Genomic DNA, 21408 nt, shown 5'->3' with positions numbered 1-21408 from the left:
CGCGGTTCGCCGCCTGCCCACTCATAGGGGCGATTGCCCCACACGATTTTTTGGAGACGCGTAGCGCGAGCGGTCGGCAGAGTTAACCGTGGTACGACCGCGGCAGCCGCGGTGCGACCGCTAGGCTTAAACGCTCGACAGCGGTACTTCCGATTAGCGCCAAGGTGGCAGAGTCTGGTCAGACGCAGCGGCCTGCAGAGCCGCCCAACGCCGGTTCAAATCCGGCCCTTGGCTCTCATTTTTTCGTTGAGCGGTGGGTGCGGGCGGCCTCGTCGAGCGTCGTCCGCGGTGTGTCTCACGGCGAGCCGAAGCGCGGTCGCCAAAGCGGAGTGACGCCGGCTCCCGATCCGAACGTATAGGCGGATCGGTGACCTCCGGGCCGACGTGGACGCTCCGACACGTCTCAGACGCGTCGACGGCTCGGGGAAACGCGCGTGTACGCGGACTACCGGGAGGGGTACCGGACGCGGAGGCGCGGCGATCGAACGGGGTGTACCGTGAACGACGACGCGTCGTACGATCTCGACGCCGGGCCGGATCCGGCGGACTACGCGGCGTCAACACCGGAACCCCCGTCCGAGACCGGTGGACGCGTGGTCCGTGCCGTCGGCATCGGCCCCGGGAGCCCGGAGTATCTCGTTTCACGGGCCGAGCGGGCGCTCCAGGAGGCCGACGTCGCCGTCGGCTTCGAGACCGTCGTCGACCTCGTTCGCGGTCGTACCGACGCCGACTGGTTGACGTGCGGTTACGCCGACGAGGCGGCCGCACTGGAGGCGTTCGCCGAGCGGGTGGCCGGCGGGGAGCGGGGAGTGGCGGTGCTGATGGGCGATCCGAACCACTCGGGGTACCAGTTCGTCGGCAAGGTCGAGCGCGCCCTCGACGAGGCGGCGGACGACTCCGTCGGTCTCCGCGTCGTTCCGGGGATCTCCTCGCTTCAGGTCGCGGCGAGTCGGGCCCGGACGCCGATGGAGGACGCGACGTTCGTCACGCTCCACAAGAGCGGCGGCCTCGACGACGACCTCGCTCGGCTTCGCCGAGACGCCGGCGATCGACATCTGCTCGTGCTCCCTCGTCCGTTCGACTGGATGCCCGGTGACATCGCTCGCGATCTACTCGACAACGGATGTGACCGATCCGACGGCGCGCTCGTCTGCGAGCGGCTCACCCGCGACGACGAGGCGATTACCCGGACGACCGTCGGCGAGCTCGCACGCCACGCCGGGGGTACCGACCGGTCGGACACGCCGTTCTCGGACCTGTCCGTGCTCGTCGTCCGCCGGTAACGTCGGGGCGGAGCGGTGGCGCGGTTCGACCGTTCCGATGGCTCGGCTTAGTAACCGTTATACACCGGGTGACCTATGCTGAAACCATGCAACGACGCGCTGTGGCCGTGTACGTCGCGCTCTTCGTGCTGATCGCGGGGGGAGCGGGAGTCCTCACTGCGACGGCCGATAGCCCCGAGATCGGCTTCGACAACCCCGATTTCGAGGTCTCGCAGAATGATCGGATCGAAGTGGACGGCGAGGAGTGGACCGTCGCCGAGATCACCGAGGTCGAGTCGGGCGGCGGCGGTGGTCACGGTGGCGGGGGCGGCGCTGAGACCTCGATCGTGGCGACGCTCGAGCGCAACGTCACGGCGGACCAGTCCGAGACCTGGGCGAACGAGTCGACGGTTCAACTCGACGACTGGGAGTGGCGCGTGGAGATCACGGGGGACGACCCCAACAGCTTCACGCTCGTGGAGGTTCCCGATCGGCAGGCCATCCTCGAAAACGATCCGCAGGCCGACAACGAGACGGTCCAGCGTGACGACGGCGAGTACGTCGTCGTCACCGAGGACGGCGAGTCGACGCTCGTCCCGGCCGGAGAGTACTTCCCGGCCCCCGAGGAGCGGGCGTACGCCACGGGCGACTCCCTCGAGTACGGCGACCAGAGCGTGACCGTCGACAACGTCACGGCGGATCAAGCGGTGCTCGCCTGGGAGGCGACGGAGACCGAGAGCATCGAGATCGAGCAGCACTCGCGGGTCACGATCGGCGAGACGGAGTTCGTCGCGCACTTCGCCGATGCCTCGACGCTGCAGCTGTCGAGCGACATCGAGGGGTACGAGGCGCAGGTCGCTCAGATCGACCAGTTCCAGCAGTACAGCAGCGGACTGACGCGCGTGCTCGTCCTCGCGTTCCTCTCCTCGCTGCTCCTGCTCGGCGCGGCGTTCATCCCCTCGCGGTACTGATCCGACCGCGCGCGACTTCGGCTCCGCTCTTCGTTTCGTTCTCGTCTCTCGCCTCGGGGACGCCGGTCGCTTCGCGTCTCCCGCGGAGCGAGACCGCGACCGACACGGTATCCGTCCCGCGCTCGTTATGCGGGATATGAGTTCCACCCGAGGGAAGGTGCGACAGCTTGCTCCGCACTGGGCCGCGATGTTCCTGCTGATGATCGCCGCGCTGTCGCTCGTCGAGCGAGTCGTCGGTCCGATCGGACTCCTGCCCTCGGTGGTACTTGTGGTCGCCGTCGCGGTCGGCTACCCGTCCGTCGTCAGGGCGCTCGGCGTCGCACCGCCGGTCTGGCGGCGTTCCTGACTCGCCTCGTCGTGGAGGTCGCCGGCGATCGCCGACCTCGCGGACTCCGGCGTCGTACGGCGATAACACTGATGTCAGTCGATCACCCGGGGGTCCCTTTCCTTTTTATACGTGTTCGTCGCCTACGACCGGTATGAGCGACGAAAGCGCGGCTCCGGTCACGACGGAGCTTCCGGACGCACCGTTCCACACCAGCGGCACCGACCACATCACGGTCTGGGGAAGCAACGAGGCCGACACGATCGCGTTCTACCGCGACCTGCTCGGGATGCCCCTCGTCCTCCGCCAGCCGAACCTCGACGACCCGTCGCAGACGCACCTGTTCTTCGACACCGGGGACGGCCGCATCCTGACGTTCTTCGTGAGCGACGACCGCCCCTCGGCCCGCGGTCAGCGCGCCGGTACGGGCGCGGTCCACCACCTCTGTTTCAGCGTCGAGCCCGACGAGTACGAGGATATCATGGCGGCGCTAGCGGAGGCCGGCAAGGGGTACAACGTGTTCGACCGCGGGATTTTCCACTCCATTTACACCCAAGACAACAACGGACTGGTCATCGAGCTCTCCGCCGACAAGTACGAGATCCCCGACGACCGCAAGGGCGAGGTGCTCGCGACCGCTCAGCGTCTCCGCGAGGAGGACGGCGCCGACTTCGCACAGGACCGCCACATGAAGGGCGCCTTGGAGGAGCTCGGCCTGCCGGTGAAGAAGCACGACCTGCCCGACGCGGACGCGGGCGTCGGCGTATGAGCGGTCGGACGCCGTACGCCGGCGACGACCCGCACGGCGACGAGGAGCTGGTGACGACCGGGACGCCGGTCAGTGAGGCCGACGCCGCCGTCGTCCTCGTTCACGGTCGCGGCGCGACCGCGCGGAGCATCGTCGGCTTCGGCGAGGAGGTCGCCGGCGACGGCGACGTCGCGCTGTCGCCGGCGGCGAAACCGCCGGCTGTCAGAGAGACCACCGGCCTCTCACTACTCGCCCCCCAGGCCGCCTCCAACACCTGGTACCCGAACTCCTTCCTCGCGCCCGTCGCGGACAACGAGCCCGGTCGGAGCTCCGGGCTCCGCGCCGTCGGCCGCGCGGTCGAGACGGCGACGGACGCGGGAGTCTCGCCCGAGCGCGTCCTCGTCGCCGGGTTCTCGCAGGGCGCCTGCCTCGCGAGCGAGTTCGTCGCGCGGAACCCGACCCGGTACGGCGGGCTCGCGGTGCTGAGCGGCGGGCTGATCGGCGAGTCGGTCGACGTCGACGACTACGTCTCACACGCCGCGGCCGCGGTCGACGGGGACGCCGCCGAGTCGCTCGGCGGGACCCCGGCGTTCCTCGGTTGCAGCGACGTCGACCCGCACATCCCGGAGGCGCGCGTCCACGAGACGACCGCGGTGTTGGAGGCGCTCGGCGCCGACGTCGACGAACGGATCTACGAGGGGATGGGCCACGGGATCAACGAGGACGAGACGGACGCCGTCGCCGCGCTGGTCTCGTCGCTGTCGTGAGGCCGGGATCGCCGCTGTCGTGCGGCCGAGCGCGTCGCGTCGCGGGACGCGCCGCCCCTCACGCCAGCCAGTCGTCCGGCTTGGTGTCGTAGTCGACCTCACCGGCTTCGATTCGCTCGCGGATCTCCGGGTCGAGGTCGTGTTCGGTCACCTCGCCGCCGTCGTACTGGAAGCGCACGCCGATCTCCTCGCCCTCCGGCTCGGTGCCCCGGCGCTTCGCCCGGCGTATCGCCTCGTCGGAGTACTCGACGCGGATCGTCGCGAGGTTCACCGGGCGACCCCACAGTTCGAAGACGCGCTTCAACGTCTCTTTCGCGGACTCCTCGTCGAGCGCGACCCCGTTGAACCGGTGGCCGAGCAGGAGCTCGCCCCGGTTCCGGAAGTTACCGTCGAGTACGACGACCGTCGGCTTCCCGAAGTTCGTGAACTGCAAGAGGAGCTTCCGGCGGACGTCGTCCGCGTCGACGCTGGCGACGCGGTGCTCCTCGGCCGCCCGGCTGTACTCGTACGTGAAGTAGTTCCCCTCGCGGACGAACTCGTCGGTGAGGAACGCGTCGATGAACGTCACGTCGTTGTGGCTCTCCCGCACCTCCAGCATCCGGTCCCAGCCGGCGGTCCGGTCGACGTCGGCGAGCGCCTCGTCGACGGTCGCGTACCGGTCGACCTCGAACATGTACCGGGCGCGCTCCGCCAGCGTCTCCCGCGAGACGTTGCGCAGCGCGCCGCGGTGCTCCGGCCGCGAGAGGACGTAGTGTCGCTCGGCGAGCCCCTCGCGAGTGAGGAGCTTCCACGGGTACCGCTCGATGTCCGGGCCGGTTCCGGGACCGACCTCGCCGTCGTCGGTCCGGGCGGAGATCGCCCGGTCGACCGCCTCGGCGTCGACCCGCGGGTCGCCGTCGGCGGCGAGGTCGGCCAGTTCGTCGAGCGTCGCGGGTCCGGCGCCGGCGATCGCGGGGTGGGGTTCGAGCGCCTCGGCGACCTCGTCGAGGTCGATCCGCGAGTGGAAGTTCTCCGGCGTCACCCCCTCGACCCGGAGCAGTCTGTCGATCACGTCGCGACGAGCGGTCCGCAGCTCGACGTGGGTCCACAGCTCGAAGCCGAGCTTGTAGGGGTTGAGTCCGGGCGAGCCGAGCACCCGCGCCATGTGGTCCGCGTAGGTGAGGAACTCGTCGGGGCCGGCGAACCCCTCGCCGCCCATCATGACGGACTCCCAGTAGGTCGCCCATCCCTCGTTCATCACCTTCGTCGACTTCTGTCCCGCGAAGTAGTACGCCTCTTCGCGGATCGCGTCGATGACGGTCGTCTCCCACGGATCGCGGTCGACCGCCTTCCCGCTCTCGGAGTCGTACCGCTTCCCGTAGTCGCGCAGGAACGCGAGCACGTCCGGGCGCGGCTCCTCCGGCTCGACGCCCTCGCCGTGTGTCTCAAGCCACTCGTCGTCGAACACGTCGCGGCGCACCTCCTCGGAGAGGTCCAGCTCCGCGATCTGCTCTTCGACCGCCGCGAGCGGGTCGTCGTCGGGGTCGTTCACGTCCTCGGCGACTCCCGGGTCCTCGACCGACCGGGCGGCGTCGACCGGGCTGTGCTGGTCGATCGTGTCCTCGAGCGCGCTCACGGCGTCGACGAGGCGCTCGACCTCGTCGCGGTCGACGTCTGGCCGGTCGGCGATCGCGGCGATCCGGTCCGCGTTGCGCTCCAGCCGCGCCGCGGCGTTCGGCCCGCCCTCGCCGCGGTCGGCGTACAGCCCGAACCAGCCGTTGTTCGCGAAGAAGTCGGCGTGGGCCTCGACGTGCGTGATGACGGCCTTCTGGTCGGCGATCGAGTTCGACTCCTGGAGGAACGCGTGGCTCGGGTCGTCGTTGTTGACGATCTCGAACGCCTTCCCGAGCCCGTGGCGGTCCTTCTTGCGCTGTCGCTCGTAGTTCATCCCCCAGCGCCAGTGCGGGTAGCGCCGCTGGAAGCCGCCGTAGGCGATCAGCTCGTTCATCTCGTCGTGGCCGACCACCCAGTACCGGACCGGGTACGGCTCCAACCCGAGGCGCTCCGCGAGCTCGCGGGCCTCCGCGGCGGGCTCGTCGAGGGACGCCGCCTCCCGTTTCGCCTCGACGCGCTCGTCTCTCATCGGCGCTCACCCCCTCGGCCGGCGGTCGCGCCGCGGTCGCCCGTCGCGTCGTCAGACGACTCGGTGCTGAGGATCTCGTAGATGGCGTCGGTGACGTCGGCCGGTTCCGACACGCGAGCGACCGCGACGTTGTCGGTGTCGCCGAGGGCGCTCTCCACCTCGTCGGCGTGGCGCGCGTTCGGCGCGGCGCCGCCGGGCTGAGTCTCCACGTACGCGTGGAGGTTGGCGTCGATCGACTCCATCAGCGGGATCACCGAGTCGGTCGTGTCGCTGCCGGAGTTCTCCGAGTCGCCGGCCGCGAAGACGTAGCGGTTCCACTCGCTGTACGGGTACTCCTTTAAGATCTCCGCGACGAGCTCGTAGGCGCTGGAGATCCGGGTGCCGCCGCCGGACTGGATCCCGAAGAACTCATCGCGGTCGACCTCCCAGGCCTCCGCGTCGTGGACCACGTACCGGAACTCCGCGGCGTCGTACTTCCCCGTCAGGTACCAGTCCATCGGGGTGAACACGCGCTCGACCAGCTCGCGTTTCGTCTCGCGCATCGAGCCGGAGGCGTCCCGAACGTTGACGACGACGACGTTGCGCTCGCGCTTCTCGACCACCTCCGGGTGCCGGAACCGCTCGTCTTCCCGGCGGAAGGGGACGCTGTCGAGCCCATCCCGACGGATCCGGTGGCCCACGGGTTCGCGATCGATCTCGTCGTCGAGCGCGTCGAAGCTCTCCCAGCGGTCGAGCGCCGTCACGGGCTCGCCGCGCTCCTCGGCGAGGGTCGCCGCGGCGTCGGCGATCCACGCCCGCGACACGGGGATCCCCTTGTCGCGCGCCCAGGCGAAGGCGTCGTCCACGTCGGCGCCGGCGACGCGGAGCCCCTCGCGGACGTACTCCTCGTCGAAGTCGGTCGCGAGGTGGCGCTTCAACCCGCGCTTGAAGAACTCGTCGACGTCGAGGGTGCCGCGCGGGCCGGCGCGCGCGGTATCGGTGAAGTCGCCCTCCACCTCCTCGACGACGCGCTTCCCCTTCGGCTCGAGGTCGAGCCCGAGCTCCTCGTCGAGCTCGCGCGCGAACTCCTCGGGGTCCATCTCGTAGTACTCGTGCTCGCCGCCCTCCTCACCGGGGTCGCCCTCCTCGTCGCCGTCGTCCGGGTCGGGGTCGACCGGCTGGCCGGGCTGCGGCTGGCCGTCTCCGCCCTGCCCGACGCCGCCGGCCTCCCGCCTGTCGTACTCGAACTCCGGGAGGTCGACGATCTTCACCGGGATCTTGACCCGGTCGGGCCCGGAGCGCCCGAGGTTGCCGTGGCTGATGAACTGCGCGAGGTCCTCGCGGCGCTGTTCGCCGACCTCGCGGAAGCGCTCGCGGTCGTCGGTCAGTCCCACGTGGCACCACCTCCGTTCCCGTCGCCGCGGTCGCGGCCGCTCCGGCGGTTCGCATCGTCCCCGCCGTCCGCGGCGAGGTCGGCCCACTCGTCGCGCGCGTCGCGCATCACCGCCCGGCTGGTCAGCTCGGCCGACGCGGGGCTGTACCCGCAGTCGACGAGCCGCTCGATCGTCGCCGCCTTCACGCGCTCCGTCTCGGTGTCGGCCGGCGGATCGGCCCACTCGGCCGGGTCGAGCTCCGGGAAGCGCCGCTTCACGTCGGCCAGGTCGTTCGCGTCCAGCACCTCCCGCAGCTCGGGGATCTCGCCGAGCTCGACGTCGTCGACGCTGAACTCGTCGCCGCGGTTCCGCCACGCGTAGCGGGTGAGCGCCCGGATCACGCGCTGCCTGCGGAACTCGGCGACATCCCGGGTCGGGTCGGTGCCGTAGTAGTCGTCCTCGTCGAACCGCCCGAGCGTCTCCGTCTCGAACACCTTCATCGCGAGGGCGTCGGGCTCCTCGGGACCCCGCTCCGTCTCCACCGGCTCGTCGGCGTCCCAGGCGTACACGTGCTCCACGTACTCCGCGACAGTCTCCTCCGAGACGGTCGCCTCCGCCAGCGCGGCGTCGATCACGTCCCCGCGCTGGTGCTCGCGGACACGCTCGACGACCGGCGTCTTCCGGCTCTCGAACTCCGCGACCTCCGACCGGGAGAACAGCGGCGCCGCCGAGAGCCCGTCGGCCATCGCGTCGAGCACGTCCGTCGGCGTGACGACGCGCTCGACCGGCAGCTCCGGGTGGCTTCGGTCGGCGTCCGCCCCCAGCAGGTCGGCGACGATGTCGCGGGTGTACGTCACCGGGATCCCGTTTCGGCCGTCGCCCCCGCCGAAGTCGACGTCGTCGATCGTCAGCCGTTCGCCGTCGCCGTCGCCCGCCTCCCGTCGGATGTCTCCGGTCTCGTACAGCTCCGCCTTTTCGATCAGTCCGAAGTCGGGCGGGAGGTCCTCCGTATCGAGGCGGGTGGCGACCGCGTACAGCGCCGCCGCCCCGACCGCGTGGGGGGCGAGCTCGCGCTCGGTGACGGTCCCGTCGTCGTCGCGGACGTCGATCGTCAGCGCCGCGGCCCCGGGTTCGTCCGCCGGATCGCGAGCGGGATCGCCGCGTGCGTCCCGTTCCGACTCCTCTACTCCGTCGACGGTCGGCACGCCTCGCACTCCCCCGACCTCGCGGCGCAGCAGCTCCGCCTCCAGCCGCCGGTTCGTCAGGTAGCGGAACTCGTGGCGGGTGAGCCGACGCTTCAACGCCTTCAGGGGGTCGGCGCCCTCGCGGTCGGCGTGGCGGTCGAGTTCGGCGTCGAGGTCCGGGTTCGAGATGACGATAAGCTGGGTGTCCAGGTCCATCCCGATCCCCTTGTCGAGTTTCACGCGACGCTCGTCGGGGACGTTGAGCAGCCGCCGGAGCAGGTCGGCGTGCTGGCTGGCGTCCTCGACGACCGTGGCGACGCCGTTCCCCTGCGAGAGCACGCCGTCGTAGCTGAACGCCTGCGGGTTCTTGCGCCCGCGCGAGTCGAGTTCGCGGAGCATGCCGCCCATCCACGAGCCGACGAGCCGCTCTTTCGGCGTCCCGTCGTCCTCGGCGTGGAGCACCCCGATCCCCTCGCCGACGTCGACGACGTAGCTCGTCACGCGGAGGTGGTCGCGGTCGGTGATCGCCGAGAACAGGTCCCGGCGCCCCTCGTCGCGGTACGCCGACTCCAGGTGGTCGTACGCCTCGCGGCTGAACGGGTCGAGGTCGACGTCGGCCGCGATCGGGTAGGCGTCCTCGTCGACGGCCTCGGCGATCGACTCGCGGACGTCCTCCGGGAACACGGAGAGCGGGTGCGCCTGCACCGGGCTGCGGTACCACGCGGCGGTGTCGCCGCCGTCGCCGTACGAGAGCCCGCTCCCGCCGCCGATTCCGCTCCCCGCGCCGGTGATGTTCCACTCCACGGTGTAGCGGCGCCCGGCCTCCGTCTTCGAGAACTCTCGGAGCCCGTTCACGAGACAGCGCTTGAACTCCGACTTCCCGGTCGCGGTGGGGCCGTCGATCCAGACGATGGTCTCGTCGTTACCGCGGCCCGCCGCGGCGGCCCGGAGGTCGTCGACGAACGCGTTGAGCGCGGCGGTGTTGCCGAGGACGGCGTGCTCGCCGTCGTTGAACGGGTCGTCGAAGAAGCGGTACCGCTCCAGTCGCTCGCCGCGCTCGCGGACCTCGCGGGTGCCCTCGGACTCGATCGCCGCGAGGACGTAGCGAGCCCCGGAGGCGGCGGCGACGGGGTTCTCCAAAAGTCGGTCGACGTACTCGTCGAGGCTCATCGGCGGGTCGTACGCGCCTCGCAGGGTCTCGTCGGCCGCCCGGACGAACCCCTCGCCGTCGGATCGGTCGCGGTCGTTCATCTCATCCCCCGCCGTCCTCGATCTCCGAGCGGGCGACGGCGGCGCCCGCGTACTCTAACACTTCCGCCGCGCCGTCCTCGGAGTAGCCCCGGTCGACGAGTGCGTCGACCCAGGCGCTGCGCTCCTCGTCGTCGAGGTCGGTCGCCGAGACCAGCGCGGAGAAGTTGATGTTGTGCTTCTTGTCCTCCCATAGCTTGCGCTCCAGGGCGCGCCGGAGGCGGTCGTTCTCCTGCGGGTCGAAGCCGCGCCCCTCGCGGGCCCGCCGGGACACCCAGTTCGACACCTCCTGCCGGAAGTCGTCCTTCCGGTCCGAGGGGACGTCGAGCTGCTCTTCGACCGCCCGCATGAACGTCTCGTCGGGCTCCGTCTCCCGGCCGGTGAGCTCGTCGTCGACGGTGGCGTCGTCGATGTACGCCATCACGTGGTCCATGTACTTCTCGCCCTGTCGGCGGAGCTCGTCGACGTCGTACGCCAGCGCGTGCCGGACGTCCTCGATGGCTCGCTCGCGGTACTCCTCGCGGACGGTCTCGAGGAGGCGCTCGTAGCGGTCGAGGTCCTCGGCCGCGATGGAGCCGTGGCCGCCGAGGTTCGCCTCGAAGTGGTCGAAGACGGACAGCGGCGAGAGGTAGCCGCGGTCGCGGTGGGTGGCGTCCATGATCGCCTCGGCGATCTCGTCGCCGATGAACCGGGCGGAGACGCCGTCCATCCCCTCGCTCACGTCGGCCTCCTCGGCGGCGTCCTCGCGGAGCTTCCGTCCGTCGATCTCCTCGTCCTCCAGCTCGCCGTTGTACACCTTCGCCTTGTCGAGGAGGCTCACCGTCTCGTCGGTGGGCTCCTCTAACCGGGTGAGCACGCCGAAGAGGCCGGCCATTTCCAGCGCGTGCGGCTCGACGTGGACGTTCGGCACGTCGGCGTTGGCGAGCATCTTCTCGTAGATCTTCGCCTCGCTGTCGTACTCCAGCACGTAGGGGTAGTCGATCCGCTTTGTGCGGTCGTTGAACGCCTCCATCTTCTCGTCGCCCGTCTTCTCGCGGTACTCCGGCATGTTCGTCCGGCCGACGATCACTTGGTCGATGTCGATCCGCGGGTTGTTCTTCGGCTTGATCGTCGACTCCTGGGAGGCGTGCAGGAAGTCGTAGAGGAACTCCCGCTGCAGCTTGAGCAGCTCCTCGCCGGAGAACAGCCCGCGGTTGGCGTTACAGAACGCCCCGGCGTAGTCGAACGCGCGCGGGTCGGACTCGCCGTAGACGGCCAGCTTCGCGTAGTTGACGTCGCCGGTGAGCTCCGTCTCGTCCTGGTTCTTCTTGTCTTTCGGCTCGAACGTCTCGATGCACTCCCGGCGGTTCTCGTCGGCGACGAGCCGGACGACCTCGACGTGCTCGTCGAGCACGCGCTGGAGGTCGTCGTCGTAGTGCGCGAGCAGCTCGTTCAGGTAGAACTCCGATGCCGGATCCGGGTGCTGGTCGTTCCGGAGGGTGTACGGAGCGTCGAGCCGCTCGTTGAGGTCCTCGATCACCGCCTCGCGCTGCGGGCGCGGGAGGAGCACGAGCGGGTCTTGGTTCATCGGCGAGCGCACCGTGTCGTCGCCCGGATCCTGGTCGTCGATCACCGAGCAGAGGTCGACCCATTGGAAGGTGTACATCCGGCCGGCCTCCTCGTGGGTGTACGCCTCGAAGTACCGGCGCGTGAGGTAGTCGAAGTGGGACTTCCCGGAGCCGACCGGGCCCAAGAGGAGCTTGATCCGCTTCTCGGGGCCGAGCCCCCGAGCACCGGACTTCACCTTGTTGACGAACTCGTGGATCGCCTCGTGGACCTCGCGACCGTAGAAGACGTTCTCGCCGTCGTGGAGCGGGTCGTCGGCGGCGAGCGAGTACTCGACCACGCCGCGTTCCTCGTCGTACCGCGTACCGTAGTGGTCGAACATGTCGGCGACGCGCTGGTGCGCGTTCCGCGCGATGCGCGGCTCTTCGTACAGCGCGTCGAGGTACCAGTCGAACGAGCGGGGTTCCCGAAGGTCGTCCGGGACGTTCGTCCGGTACTCCTCGCTGAGCCGTTCGAGCGTGTGTCGTTCTGACATTGTATCACGTTTCTCGGACGGGCGAGGACCTCGCGGCCGGACCGGGAGTCCGGGTTCGGCCGGCGGTCGCGACCCGGCCGTCGGGCCGGATCCGCCGCGCGGACGCGCGGCTCTCCGTGCCGGAACGACGGCTCGTCGAGCCGCGAACGCCGCTGTCGTCGAGGGGGACCCGCCGCGGGTCACCGTTTCGCCCGTAACCGAGGCTATATGTATGGGAGGGATTCACACTCATAAGTGTGTCGGCGGTTCACACGTGACACGCGCCCGGGGACCCGCCCGCGGCTTGCGGTTTTCGCGTCCGTGAGGCGGCCGGAATCGGCACGCAGCGGACATAAAACGGGGGTGTGGGCGATCGGAGGCTGAGAGCGGTCGCGACTGGAGGTCGAACCGAGTCCGCCGTCGGAGACCGGTTGCGGCCCGACCGACGTCCGAACCGGTTCGGTCTGGTACCGGTTCGGCCTAGTACCGGTTCGGCCTGGTACCGGTTCGGCCGGGAACCGGAAACGTCGCCCCCGGTGCGCAGTCTTTTGCCGGTCGCCGCCTCACGCCCGGTGTGACGCTCAGTATCTGCGTTCGCGAGCGGTACACCGACGACGACGGCGACGACCAGGTCCGCTACGGCGTGGCGGTGACCACCCGACTGCCGGGGGTCGGCACGCTGTGTCCGTTCGCGTCCGCGGACGGCGCGGTGGCGACGCAGTCGCTCGTCAACGTCGAGCTCGGCCGGAAGGGGATCGAGTACCTCGGCGACGGGCTCGCCGTCGACGACGCCTTGGAGGCCCTGTTGAACGCCGACGAGGGGAAACCGGAGCGTCAGCTCCACGGCGTCGACGCCGACGGGACCTTCGCGTTCTCCGGCGACGAGTGCCGCGACTGGTACGGGCACGTCGAGGGGGAGAACTACACCGTCGCCGGCAACCTCCTCACGGGCGAGGACGTGGTCGACGACACCGCGGCCGCATATGAGTCCGACGCCCACGGCGACGCCCCGCTCGCGGAGCGGCTGATCGACGCGCTCGCGGCGGGCCACGCGGCCGGCGGCGACAAGCGGGAGGACTTAGAGGTCCAGTCCGCGGCGCTCCTCGTCAGTAACACCGAGGAGGCGGTCGACGACCCGTACTACAACGACCTCCGCGTCGACGCGAGCGAGACGCCGGTGGCCGACCTCCGCGAGACGTACGAGACGGCGAAGCGCGGCTACGAGACGGTCTTGGAGAAGTACGCCGACGAGATGGACGAGGGCGACGCCGACGGCGACGGAGACGGCGACGAGTAGCCCTCGCGAGAGGCGCTCTCCGCCCCCTACAGCGACAGCCGCGTCAGAATCGGCAGGTGGTCCGAGGGGTACCGACCGCGGTCGTCGCGGTCGGCGAGCGTGGCGAACGCCGCGACGTCGAACGCCGGCGAAACGAGCGCGTGGTCGATCCGACGACCGTCTATCAGCCGCGCGAAGTCGGTGAGGCTCGTCTCCGGGCCGTGTCGGAGGTCGGCGACCGCGGCGGCGTCGCGGAGCGCGGGCGGGTCGTCGCTCGGGGTCTCATGGCCTCGGGAGTCCGCCTTCGGGTCGTCGCCGAGGAGGATCCGATGCGGGTCCGACCCCGGCGTGCAGTTGAGGTCGCCGACGAGAACGGTCGGGCTCGATCCGCCGGGTTCGTCGGCGGCTCGCTCGCCCATCTCGGGGAGTCGCTCGCGGAGCAGCCGCGCCGACTCGCGCCGCGCCTCCGCGCTCACGTGGTCGAAGTGCGTGTTGACGACGAGCGGTTCCGCGGTCCCGTCGACGGCGCGGACCCGCGCCCACGTCGCGATCCGCGGGTGGGCGGCGCCCCAGTCGGTGGACGGCCCGCTCGGCGTCTCGGAGAGCCAGAATGTGCCGTCGGCGACGACTTCCCAGCGGTCGGACCGGACCGCTATCGGACACCCCTCGCCCTCGCCGCTCGCCGACCGCCCCCGTCCGACGAACTCGTAGCTCGGGAGCCGATCGCGGAGGTCCCGCCGCTGCTCCGGAAGCGGCTCCTGAAACGCGGCGACGTCCGGGCGGTGGAAGCGGACGAGTCGCGCGACTGCGTCGCGGCGGTCGTGCCAGGCGTCGTGGTGGTCGCCGCGGTTGGCGTAGCGGACGTTGTAGCTCAGTACCCGAATCGCGGTCATAGTCGGGGGAATCGTGGGCGAGGCGATTAAAAGGGAGGGAACGCGACGCCGCTCGGTCCGCCGACCGAACCGCGCCTACGCCGAGAACTCGTACAGCTCGTCGCCGACGTGGTGGATCGACTCGACGACCTTCCCGCTGTCCCCGACCATCTCGTCGCCGTCGACCATCGCGCGGCCGACCGCGAGCACCTTCTCGTGCGTCTCCTCGGCGATCACGACGAGGTCGCCCTCGCGGATCTCCGAGTCGGCCTCGACGATGCCGGGTCGCATGACGTCCGCGCCGTCGGAGACGAACGAAATCGCGCCCGCGTCGACCGTGACGATCCCGGTCTTCGGCTCGTAGTCGTTCGCGCCCCGGACGGTGAGGAACGGCTCGTCGTCGTCGACGTAGAAGACGGCCGGCTCGCCGTCGACCAGGACGAGTTCGTAGTTCGCGTCCACGAACTCGACGAACTCGAACGTGTCCCCGTCGATGTCGACGCCGAGGTGGTCGGCGACCGCCTCGCGGATCGCCGCGATGTCGTCGCTCCGGAGGTGGTGCCGCGATTTCACTTTCATGGGCGTCCCGTCGACCGCTCGGCCGATAAATGGTCCGCTCCGCGGCGTGAGTGGGGGCGTACCCCCGCTCAGCGTCCCGCAATCTTCCCGGGCGCGCCGCGGACCTCCCGCCGACGCGGTGATATTCACCGCGCGCGCCGCGATCCCCCCGCCGGTCATGCCGATCCCCGCCCTCGGGGCTCTCATGCGGTTGGACCGATCAAAACGGCCTTAAGCAACCTCTTCATATCGGTTCGTATGCTCAACCCGCTCATCGCGAACGTCGCGAACACGCCCGCGATCGTTCTCGGGGTGATCGCGACGCTGACCGTCGTCCTCGTCACCAGCCTGAAGGGGACGGGGTGGGACCCCACGACCGACATCTCGGACGAGATACTCGAACGCCGCGCGTCCGCGGTCCCCGAGACGGACTTCCCGGAGCCCGGTAACCGCGCCGTCGGCGGCGGCGGTGGCGGCGGCGCCATCCCCGCGGGCGGCGCCGAGGGCGAGGAGGGCGAACTGGAGGACGGCAGCGCCGTCAGCGCCGGCCCCGCCGACGTAGAGGAGGTCGAGCACTTCGAGGTCGAGTTCGTCAAGCAGGGGGAGACGGTCGAGCTCTCGAACGACCAGCCCATCTTGGACCAGGGCGAAGACGAGGGGTGGGACCTCCCGTACGCCTGCCGACAGGGCCAGTGCGTCTCCTGTGCCGGGCACATCACCGATGGCCCCTCGGAGGACTTCGTCGAGCACGACAACCAGCAGATGCTCGAGGAGGCCGAGATCGACGACGGCTACACCCTGACCTGCGTGGCGTACCCCCGCGACTCCTTCAGCATCGAGACGGGCGAGGCACCGTAGTCCGTCCGGCGGACCGCGATCGCCGTCCCAGATCGAGCACACCGCGTTTTCTCCCTCTTCTCCGCCCGCTCGCGACACCCTTTTTCCCGTCTCGGCCGAACGACTGGTATGGCAGTCACCACGGTCCTCGGCGGCGGCGCCGCGCTCCTCGTCGCGGCCGCGGCCGCGCTCGTCTACCGCGACGCCGCGCGCGTCGGGGTGGACCTCGGCTCGCCGCCGCTGTGGGCCGGCCTCCTCGTCGTCACCTCCGGTGCCGCCCTGACCACCTTCCTGCTCGTCCCCGACGCGCCCCTCCCGGGGGTGCTCGTCCTGGCCGCGCTCGGGCCGCTCCTCTATCTCCTCGAACGCGACGACTCCATGCACGGCGACGATCCCGCCGACCCGACCCGCCTCCCGAGCGAGTCGGAGCGCGCGGACGACTCCGAGGAGTGACTGCGGCGTAACTGGGAACGGTTTCGATATCCCTTCCCGAGGGATCGACGGTGACACAGTTCGTTTCGTCGGTTCGAACCGCTCGGAAACCGCAAGCTTCCATAGGCTCGGGTGCTAACTCTCGCCAATGAGCGACGAGAGCCTCGCGGACCGAGTCGAAGAGTGGATGGTCGGACAGATGCCGATCATCCAGATGCACGGCGGAACGAGCGTCGTGCGCGAGGCGGACCCCGAGAGCGGCGAGGTCGTCGTCGAACTCGGCGGCACCTGCTCCGGCTGCGGCATCTCGAACATCACGGCCGACAACATCCGCCGCGACCTGATCATGGACTTCGACGAGGTGGACAACGTGACGGTGCGGACCGCTTCCTCCGGCGATCAGGGCGCCTCCACCGTCGAGGGCGGTCGCGGCGGCGAGCTGAAACACGAGACCGAGTCCGCGAACCACTTCTGAAACGGATCGGTCCGCGGCTCTCTCCGTTCGCTACCTCACAGCGACGTGAACGGCAGCGTCGCGAGCGAGTCGGGACCGTAGTCGAGCGCGTCGGCTTGGGACGTTCCCTCCGGCGTCGCCAGGTCGATCACTCGCGGCGCGTTGTCGACTGCGCCGTCGTGCGCGCCGCCGAAGACGAACGCCTCGGGATCAATCGACACCGCTCGCAAGCTTCCTCGGTCTTCTGACCCGACGATCGGCAGCACCTCCCAGTCCGAGAGGTCGGCGCCGCCGACCACCGACTTCGGTATCGAGACCACTGCCGTGTTCGACTCGAAGCTGGCGAACACCTCCGGCGTGCCGAGGCCCTGTCCGTCGGCGTCGGTGATCCCTCTGCCGAAGCCGCTCGCGTCGACCCGGTACTGCCACGGATCGACGAACTGAGCCGTGAGGTCGAGGTCGCCGAGCGCACTCGTTCGTCCGCCGTTCGCCTCGGGATCGCGGAGGTATACGAGGAAGTAATGCGGCGAGAAGTCGCCGCCGAACGTGTCGTACAGATTCTCGACCTCGAAGGCGAACCGGTACTCGTCCTCCGTCTCCAAGACGCGGAACGAACGCAGGTCAAACGCGCCCTCCTCGAAGTCATCGCCGGTGGGATAGACGTACTCGCCGGGCCCGTTGTCGTCGCCCTGCGGATCGCTGATCTCGGCGACGATATCGCCGGGTGCGACGGTGACGCTCCCCGATGCCAGCTCGTCCCCACCGTCCGGCTCTCGGACGACGATATCGAACGTGCCGATCCGCGAGATCCGGAAGCCGATCTCGACCGTCTCGTCCGTCGCGTTCGGCGGGAGCCGGACGTTGCCGAGCGCCTCCACCTCGTCGTCGACGAGTATCTCGACGTTCGTCCCGCCGACGAAGCCGGCGTCGTTGGAGCCGGTCGCGGTGATGAACGCTTCGTTGAGGTCGGCCTCGTCCGCGATATCGACGGTCAAGTCCTGCTCCGGCCGCTCGTACTCGGGGAGCCGGTTGATCTCGGCTCCCCGCGCCGGGCGTAGCCTGACGGCCGTTCCGCCGCTCGGGGCCGTCGACGCGAGCAGCGTCGTCTCGGGGTCGACGACCGCCTCGTCGATCCGGACGCCCGTCGGGTCGGCGTCGACGCCGGCACCGAGCGCGTCGGAGTGGATCTCGGCGACGTACTTCGGACCGCTTCGACCGTTGCCGTTCCCGCGTCCGTTGCCGTTCTCGCGGCCGGGCGCCTCGCCCGACTTCCCGGGGGCGAGGAACTCCAGCGGGACGTCCACGGCTCGGCCGTCGCCGTTCGTCATGACGCCGACGTACCACTCCTCGTCCGCCCGGCGCGCGATCGCGAGGTAGTCCCCGATCGCGGAGCCGACGACGCGGGTCTCGTCCCAGCCGGCCGCCGGGGCCGACTCGATGAACCCGAACTCCGGTTCGGCGTCGAAGTTCTCCGCGTCGGGGGTGTACCCCTCGTACTCGGCCGGAATCGGGGAGGAGGCCCCCGGCTCGGTGACCGCGACGGCGTTGAGGTTGAAGCCGCCCACGTCGCCGGTGAACCCCTCTTCCCCCTCGGCGTAGTCGAGCTCGATCGCGATCTCGTTGTCGCCCGCGTCGAGCTCGACCTCGGTCGCGAACAGGTCCCAGTCGTCCCAGTAGTCGGTGAAGTCGGGCTCGATCGTCTCGGTCTCCCCGTTGACGCGCAGAGTCGCCCGCGGCGCGCCGGCGTCGACGACGCGTCCCGCGTTCTCCTTGGGCGCGCTCGCGTACCGGAGGCGGAGGTCGTACGTCCCGGCCGCGGGGACGTCGCTGACCGTGAACGAGACCGACGACCCGCTCGGGGCGCGGTTCGGGTCGACGGCGACGAAGTTGGTCCCGAACGCGTTCCGCCACGAGTCGTCGGTGACGAGGCCGTCGATAGCGCCGGCGGCGGCCTGGAGCGCCTCGCCGACCGCGAACGTCTCGTCGACGTACCCCTCGATCCGGTCGGCGGCCATCTGGAGCCCGCTGAGGTACGTCGGGTACATCGCGAGCTGCTTCGCGCGGGTGGTCTGGATCTGGTCGCCGCGGTCGTCGCCGAAGGTGAGATCGAAGATGCCCGGCTGGAAGCTCACCGGACCGGCGAGGTTCCGCGTGAACGGGAGCGTGACGTGGTGATCGCGGCCGACGTTCGAGCCGAGCTGGCCGAAGCCGTCGTACTCTTGGGCCTTGACGACCTCGCGGTTCGCCACGTTCGGGTAGGTGCGGATCTCGCCGGTCGGCTTGATCCCCTCGTGGATCTCCAGCAGCTGGCGGTCCGCGGCGGCCTCGCGGATCACCAGCCGGTGATGGTTCACCGCGAGCTGGTTGTGCTGGTTGTGCGTCGGCTCGGAGCCGTCGCCGTCGATGCCGAGGCCGGGGTCCGAGACGTAGCCGTTCTTGATCGAGTTGATGCCGACGTCGTCGTACCCCGCGAAGACGTCCTCGTCGAGGATCGCTCCCTCGTAGTTCGGGAGGTTCCCGGCGGTCTCGTTGTGGATCGTCATCTCGACGGGCTCCGGAAGCGACGCGCCGAAGTCGGTCACCTCCCGCACGTCGAAGTCCGGGTACGAGTCGTCGACGCCGAACCCGAAGCCGGAGCCGTCGCCCGGATAGGTGCTCCATCCCTCGTTCCATCCCTCGACGAGCACGCTGTCGATCCCGTTCTCGCTCGCGAACCGCATGTACCGCTTCATCCGCTCGGTCCGGGCGCCGTGCGTGTAGGCGGCCGGGTTCCCGCCCCCGGCCGCGATCGCCTCGTCGGTCCTGTACTCCCAGTTGGCCGACCCGGCGATCATCGTCCACCAGATGCCGACGTACTTGCGCGGCTCGATCCAGTCGGTGTCGGGCTCCCCGCCGGCGGTCGGGAGCGCCGACTCGTCGAGCGGGTCGGAGAGCAGGGGGACGAGCTGCGACTCGATCAGTCCGCCCGGTCGCTCGACGACCTGCATCGTCCGCCACGGCGTCGCCGCGGGCAGTTCGAGCGAGGCCTTCGTCCCGTCGGGGAGGGGCGTCAGCGCCGTGGCGAACTCGGTCCCCCCGTCGTCGTCGCGGGGCGCGAGCGTCGCCGCGGCGTAGTCGTCGAGGTTCGCCTCGTGGACGCTCAGGTACGCGTCGCCCGCGTCGACGGTCAGGGGCGTGTGCGCGCCGGTCCGGATCGGCGTCCCGGTCGGCCGCGTCTCGCGGGTCCCGCCCGGAATCTCCGAGAGCGGCGTCTCGGCGTACTCCTGCTCGAACCGCGGGTTCGTCACCTCGTTGCGGATCCACCACGCGTCGTAGTCGTCCGCGAACGCGACGCCCGTGTTCTCCGACTCGACCACCGCCCGCTCGGCGTTGCTCGCGAATCCCTCGCCGAGGACGACCCGGAGCCCGAGCCCGTCGTCGAAGACGCGGACCTGCAGAGTGGCGGTCCGGCCGTCCACCGCCTCGTCCGCGCCGGGGCCGTTGCCGCCCTCCGCGTCGCCGTCCGTGAGCCCGATGTGCAGGGCGTTGTACTCCGCGGATACCTCCTCGAACGCGCCCCACACCGGCTCCCACCGCTCGGTGGCCGCCTCGCGCTCGGTGCCCGTGACGGTCAGGGGGACGGCTCCCCCGTCGGCCGCGCTCGACGCGCCGAACGAGGCCTGATTCCGGAAGTCGAACCCGAGCGGCGACGGCTCGATGTACGTCGTCCCGCCGCGAGCGACCTCGTAGGTCGGGACGCCGTCGGCGACGTCGACGGTCACCGCGATCGATCCGTCCGGCGACTCGACCGTCTGGACCGGTCCGTCGGCGTCGTTCGCGACCGCCTCGGCGTCCGCGGCGGGCACCTCCCGCGAGTACGCGGCCGCGGCCACCAGCGCCCCCACGCCGCCGAGAAATCCGCGACGGCTCGTCTTTCCAAATCTGTGCTGTGATTCTTTTTCGCGCATTGTGATCTCGCCATGAACGCGATGTTTGTTAATGATATTGTAACGAACGAGAGGTGTTTCATCCGTACGCATTCGAGTAAAAAATACGCGAACCAACCCGTTCGGACCCGGCGTCGAGTCGAGGGCGGCGACGGCTCGTCGGCTACAGGGCGTTCTCTAACGCGGACGCGACGCTCCGCGCCTTCTCCGCCAGCGGCTCCGGCACGTCACCGGCCGCCTCCGCCTCCCGCAGCTCGTCGTCGTCGACGCGCTCGACCCGACCGCCCGGGTGCTTCACCACGTCGACGTGGAGGTCGACGTAGCGGGCGGCGTCGGGGAACACCTCGACCGGGGTGCAGACGTTGACGTAGGTGCCGCGAACCGTCCCGTCGCGCCCGCGATACGTGGTCGGGTACCACCACCGGCCCTCCTTCAGGCTCGTCTCGGCGACGTCGCCCGCCTCGCGAGGGGTGCCGAGCCCGTCGTAGCTGCCGCCCCCGGTCATCTCGCGCTCGACCGCGACCGACCCGTCGGCGTCGACTCCGGTCACCGTCGCCTCGCCGAGGGTGATCAGCCTCCCGTCCGGCTTCCCGTGTTCGAGCCGGAGTGCGTCGCCCTCGCTCGGACCGAACGCGTCGGTCACGACGCCGAACGGGAACTCGGCGTCCGGGTCCGGATCGCAGAGCGCCTCCGCGAGGTCGACGCCGGCCGAGGCGTCGGCCGACCCCGCCTTCACCCGGTGGTGTCCCGGCATCGTCGACGTCGCCTCGCGGCGCCGGTCGTCGAGCGCGAACCGGCTCTCGCGGCCGAACCACACCCAGACGCCCGCGTTCGGCGACGCGATCGGCTCGTCGCGGAGGAGGCCGGGGTCGTCGAGGACGCCGATCCCGCCGGCGGCGTCGACCGCCTCGTCGAGCCCCTCCGCGGCCGCGACGGCGCGCTCCAGCCCGGCCTCCAGCGTCTCCGTCCCCGCGTCGACCGCGGGGGGCTTCCAGACGGCCCGCCAGCCGTCCGG

The 21408-nt window shown here is 70.2% G+C and carries 17 protein-coding genes and 1 tRNA gene; 10 read left to right on the top strand and 8 right to left on the bottom strand.

From position 1 onward, the window contains the following. Nucleotides 1-158: 158 nt before the first annotated feature. The 6 genes from DJ81_RS01395 to DJ81_RS01370 all read left to right on the top strand — a co-directional run bounded on the left by DJ81_RS01395 (nt 159) and on the right by DJ81_RS01370 (nt 4073). Nucleotides 159-234 (top strand) — tRNA-Cys (locus tag DJ81_RS01395). A 263-nt stretch (nt 235-497) separates the two neighbouring features. After that, entirely contained in the window at nt 498-1283 is a 786-nt protein-coding gene (locus DJ81_RS01390; RefSeq protein ID WP_094588075.1) for a cobalt-precorrin-7 (C(5))-methyltransferase, read from the top strand. Between the two features lie 101 nt (nt 1284-1384). Next, entirely contained in the window at nt 1385-2233 is an 849-nt protein-coding gene (locus DJ81_RS01385) for a hypothetical protein (protein WP_094588073.1), read from the top strand. 136 nt (nt 2234-2369) lie between these two features. Next, complete coding sequence (locus tag DJ81_RS01380) at nt 2370-2579, top strand: hypothetical protein (protein WP_094522880.1); 210 nt, start codon at nt 2370-2372, stop codon at nt 2577-2579. A 133-nt stretch (nt 2580-2712) separates the two neighbouring features. Then, nucleotides 2713-3327: a VOC family protein gene (locus tag DJ81_RS01375; protein WP_094522882.1), complete on the top strand. Its 615-nt coding sequence runs from the start codon at nt 2713-2715 to the stop codon at nt 3325-3327. Then, the gene (locus tag DJ81_RS01370; protein ID WP_094588071.1) at nt 3324-4073 is read left to right on the top strand and encodes an alpha/beta hydrolase; all 750 of its coding nucleotides are present in this window, start codon (nt 3324-3326) and stop codon (nt 4071-4073) included. Before DJ81_RS01375 ends, DJ81_RS01370 begins: the two co-directional genes overlap by 4 nt. A gap of 58 nt (nt 4074-4131) precedes the next feature. Here DJ81_RS01370 and DJ81_RS01365 read toward each other — a convergent pair whose 3' ends face one another. Genes DJ81_RS01365 through DJ81_RS01350 form a run of 4 tightly spaced genes read right to left on the bottom strand, consistent with a single transcriptional unit; the run spans nt 4132 to nt 12059 of the window. Then, nucleotides 4132-6195, bottom strand: coding sequence for a SpoVR family protein (locus tag DJ81_RS01365; protein ID WP_094526544.1), 2064 nt, complete (start codon nt 6193-6195; stop codon nt 4132-4134). Next, nucleotides 6192-7568: a DUF444 family protein gene (locus DJ81_RS01360; protein ID WP_094522888.1), complete on the bottom strand. Its 1377-nt coding sequence runs from the start codon at nt 7566-7568 to the stop codon at nt 6192-6194. Before DJ81_RS01360 ends, DJ81_RS01365 begins: the two co-directional genes overlap by 4 nt. After that, nucleotides 7559-9982 carry a kinase anchor protein gene (locus tag DJ81_RS01355; protein ID WP_094526545.1) on the bottom strand — a complete coding sequence of 808 codons (2424 nt, stop codon included), beginning with the start codon at nt 9980-9982 and terminating at the stop codon, nt 7559-7561. Before DJ81_RS01355 ends, DJ81_RS01360 begins: the two co-directional genes overlap by 10 nt. 1 nt (nt 9983) lies before the next feature. Further along, a complete protein-coding gene (locus DJ81_RS01350) occupies nt 9984-12059 on the bottom strand; it encodes a PrkA family serine protein kinase (protein ID WP_094522892.1) in 2076 nt (691 codons plus the stop codon). Nucleotides 12060-12612: 553 nt separating this feature from the next. Here DJ81_RS01350 and DJ81_RS01345 point away from each other — a divergent pair. Then, a complete protein-coding gene (locus DJ81_RS01345) occupies nt 12613-13335 on the top strand; it encodes a DUF1028 domain-containing protein (protein ID WP_094526546.1) in 723 nt (240 codons plus the stop codon). Between the two features lie 26 nt (nt 13336-13361). Here the strand turns inward: DJ81_RS01345 and DJ81_RS01340 are convergent, their stop codons facing one another. Together DJ81_RS01340 and DJ81_RS01335 are read right to left on the bottom strand one after the other, a co-directional pair. After that, a complete protein-coding gene (locus tag DJ81_RS01340) occupies nt 13362-14207 on the bottom strand; it encodes an endonuclease/exonuclease/phosphatase family protein (protein WP_094522896.1) in 846 nt (281 codons plus the stop codon). A 75-nt stretch (nt 14208-14282) separates the two neighbouring features. Next, entirely contained in the window at nt 14283-14765 is a 483-nt protein-coding gene (locus tag DJ81_RS01335; protein WP_094522898.1) for an RNA-binding protein, read from the bottom strand. Nucleotides 14766-15002: 237 nt separating this feature from the next. Here DJ81_RS01335 and DJ81_RS01330 point away from each other — a divergent pair, with 237 nt between their 5' ends. The 3 genes from DJ81_RS01330 to DJ81_RS01320 all read left to right on the top strand — a co-directional run bounded on the left by DJ81_RS01330 (nt 15003) and on the right by DJ81_RS01320 (nt 16488). Then, a complete protein-coding gene (locus DJ81_RS01330) occupies nt 15003-15602 on the top strand; it encodes a 2Fe-2S iron-sulfur cluster-binding protein (RefSeq protein ID WP_094526547.1) in 600 nt (199 codons plus the stop codon). Between the two features lie 108 nt (nt 15603-15710). Beyond that, nucleotides 15711-16034, top strand: a complete 324-nt coding sequence (locus tag DJ81_RS01325) for a hypothetical protein (protein WP_094522902.1) — start codon at nt 15711-15713, stop codon at nt 16032-16034. A gap of 127 nt (nt 16035-16161) precedes the next feature. Further along, entirely contained in the window at nt 16162-16488 is a 327-nt protein-coding gene (locus tag DJ81_RS01320; RefSeq protein WP_094522904.1) for a NifU family protein, read from the top strand. 35 nt (nt 16489-16523) lie between these two features. Here the strand turns inward: DJ81_RS01320 and DJ81_RS01315 are convergent, their stop codons facing one another. Together DJ81_RS01315 and DJ81_RS01310 are read right to left on the bottom strand one after the other, a co-directional pair. Beyond that, nucleotides 16524-20414, bottom strand: a complete 3891-nt coding sequence (locus DJ81_RS01315; RefSeq protein WP_170938213.1) for a glycoside hydrolase family 97 catalytic domain-containing protein — start codon at nt 20412-20414, stop codon at nt 16524-16526. A gap of 142 nt (nt 20415-20556) precedes the next feature. Continuing rightward, on the bottom strand, nt 20557-21408 hold an 852-nt coding region (locus DJ81_RS01310; RefSeq protein WP_141212502.1), incomplete at its 5' end, for a DUF402 domain-containing protein.

The organism is Halorubrum sp. Hd13, assembly GCF_002252755.1.
GTDB lineage: Archaea > Halobacteriota > Halobacteria > Halobacteriales > Haloferacaceae > Halorubrum.
The sequence above is the reverse complement of the archived record's forward strand: the minus strand, read 5'-3'. Positions and strand labels throughout refer to the sequence as shown.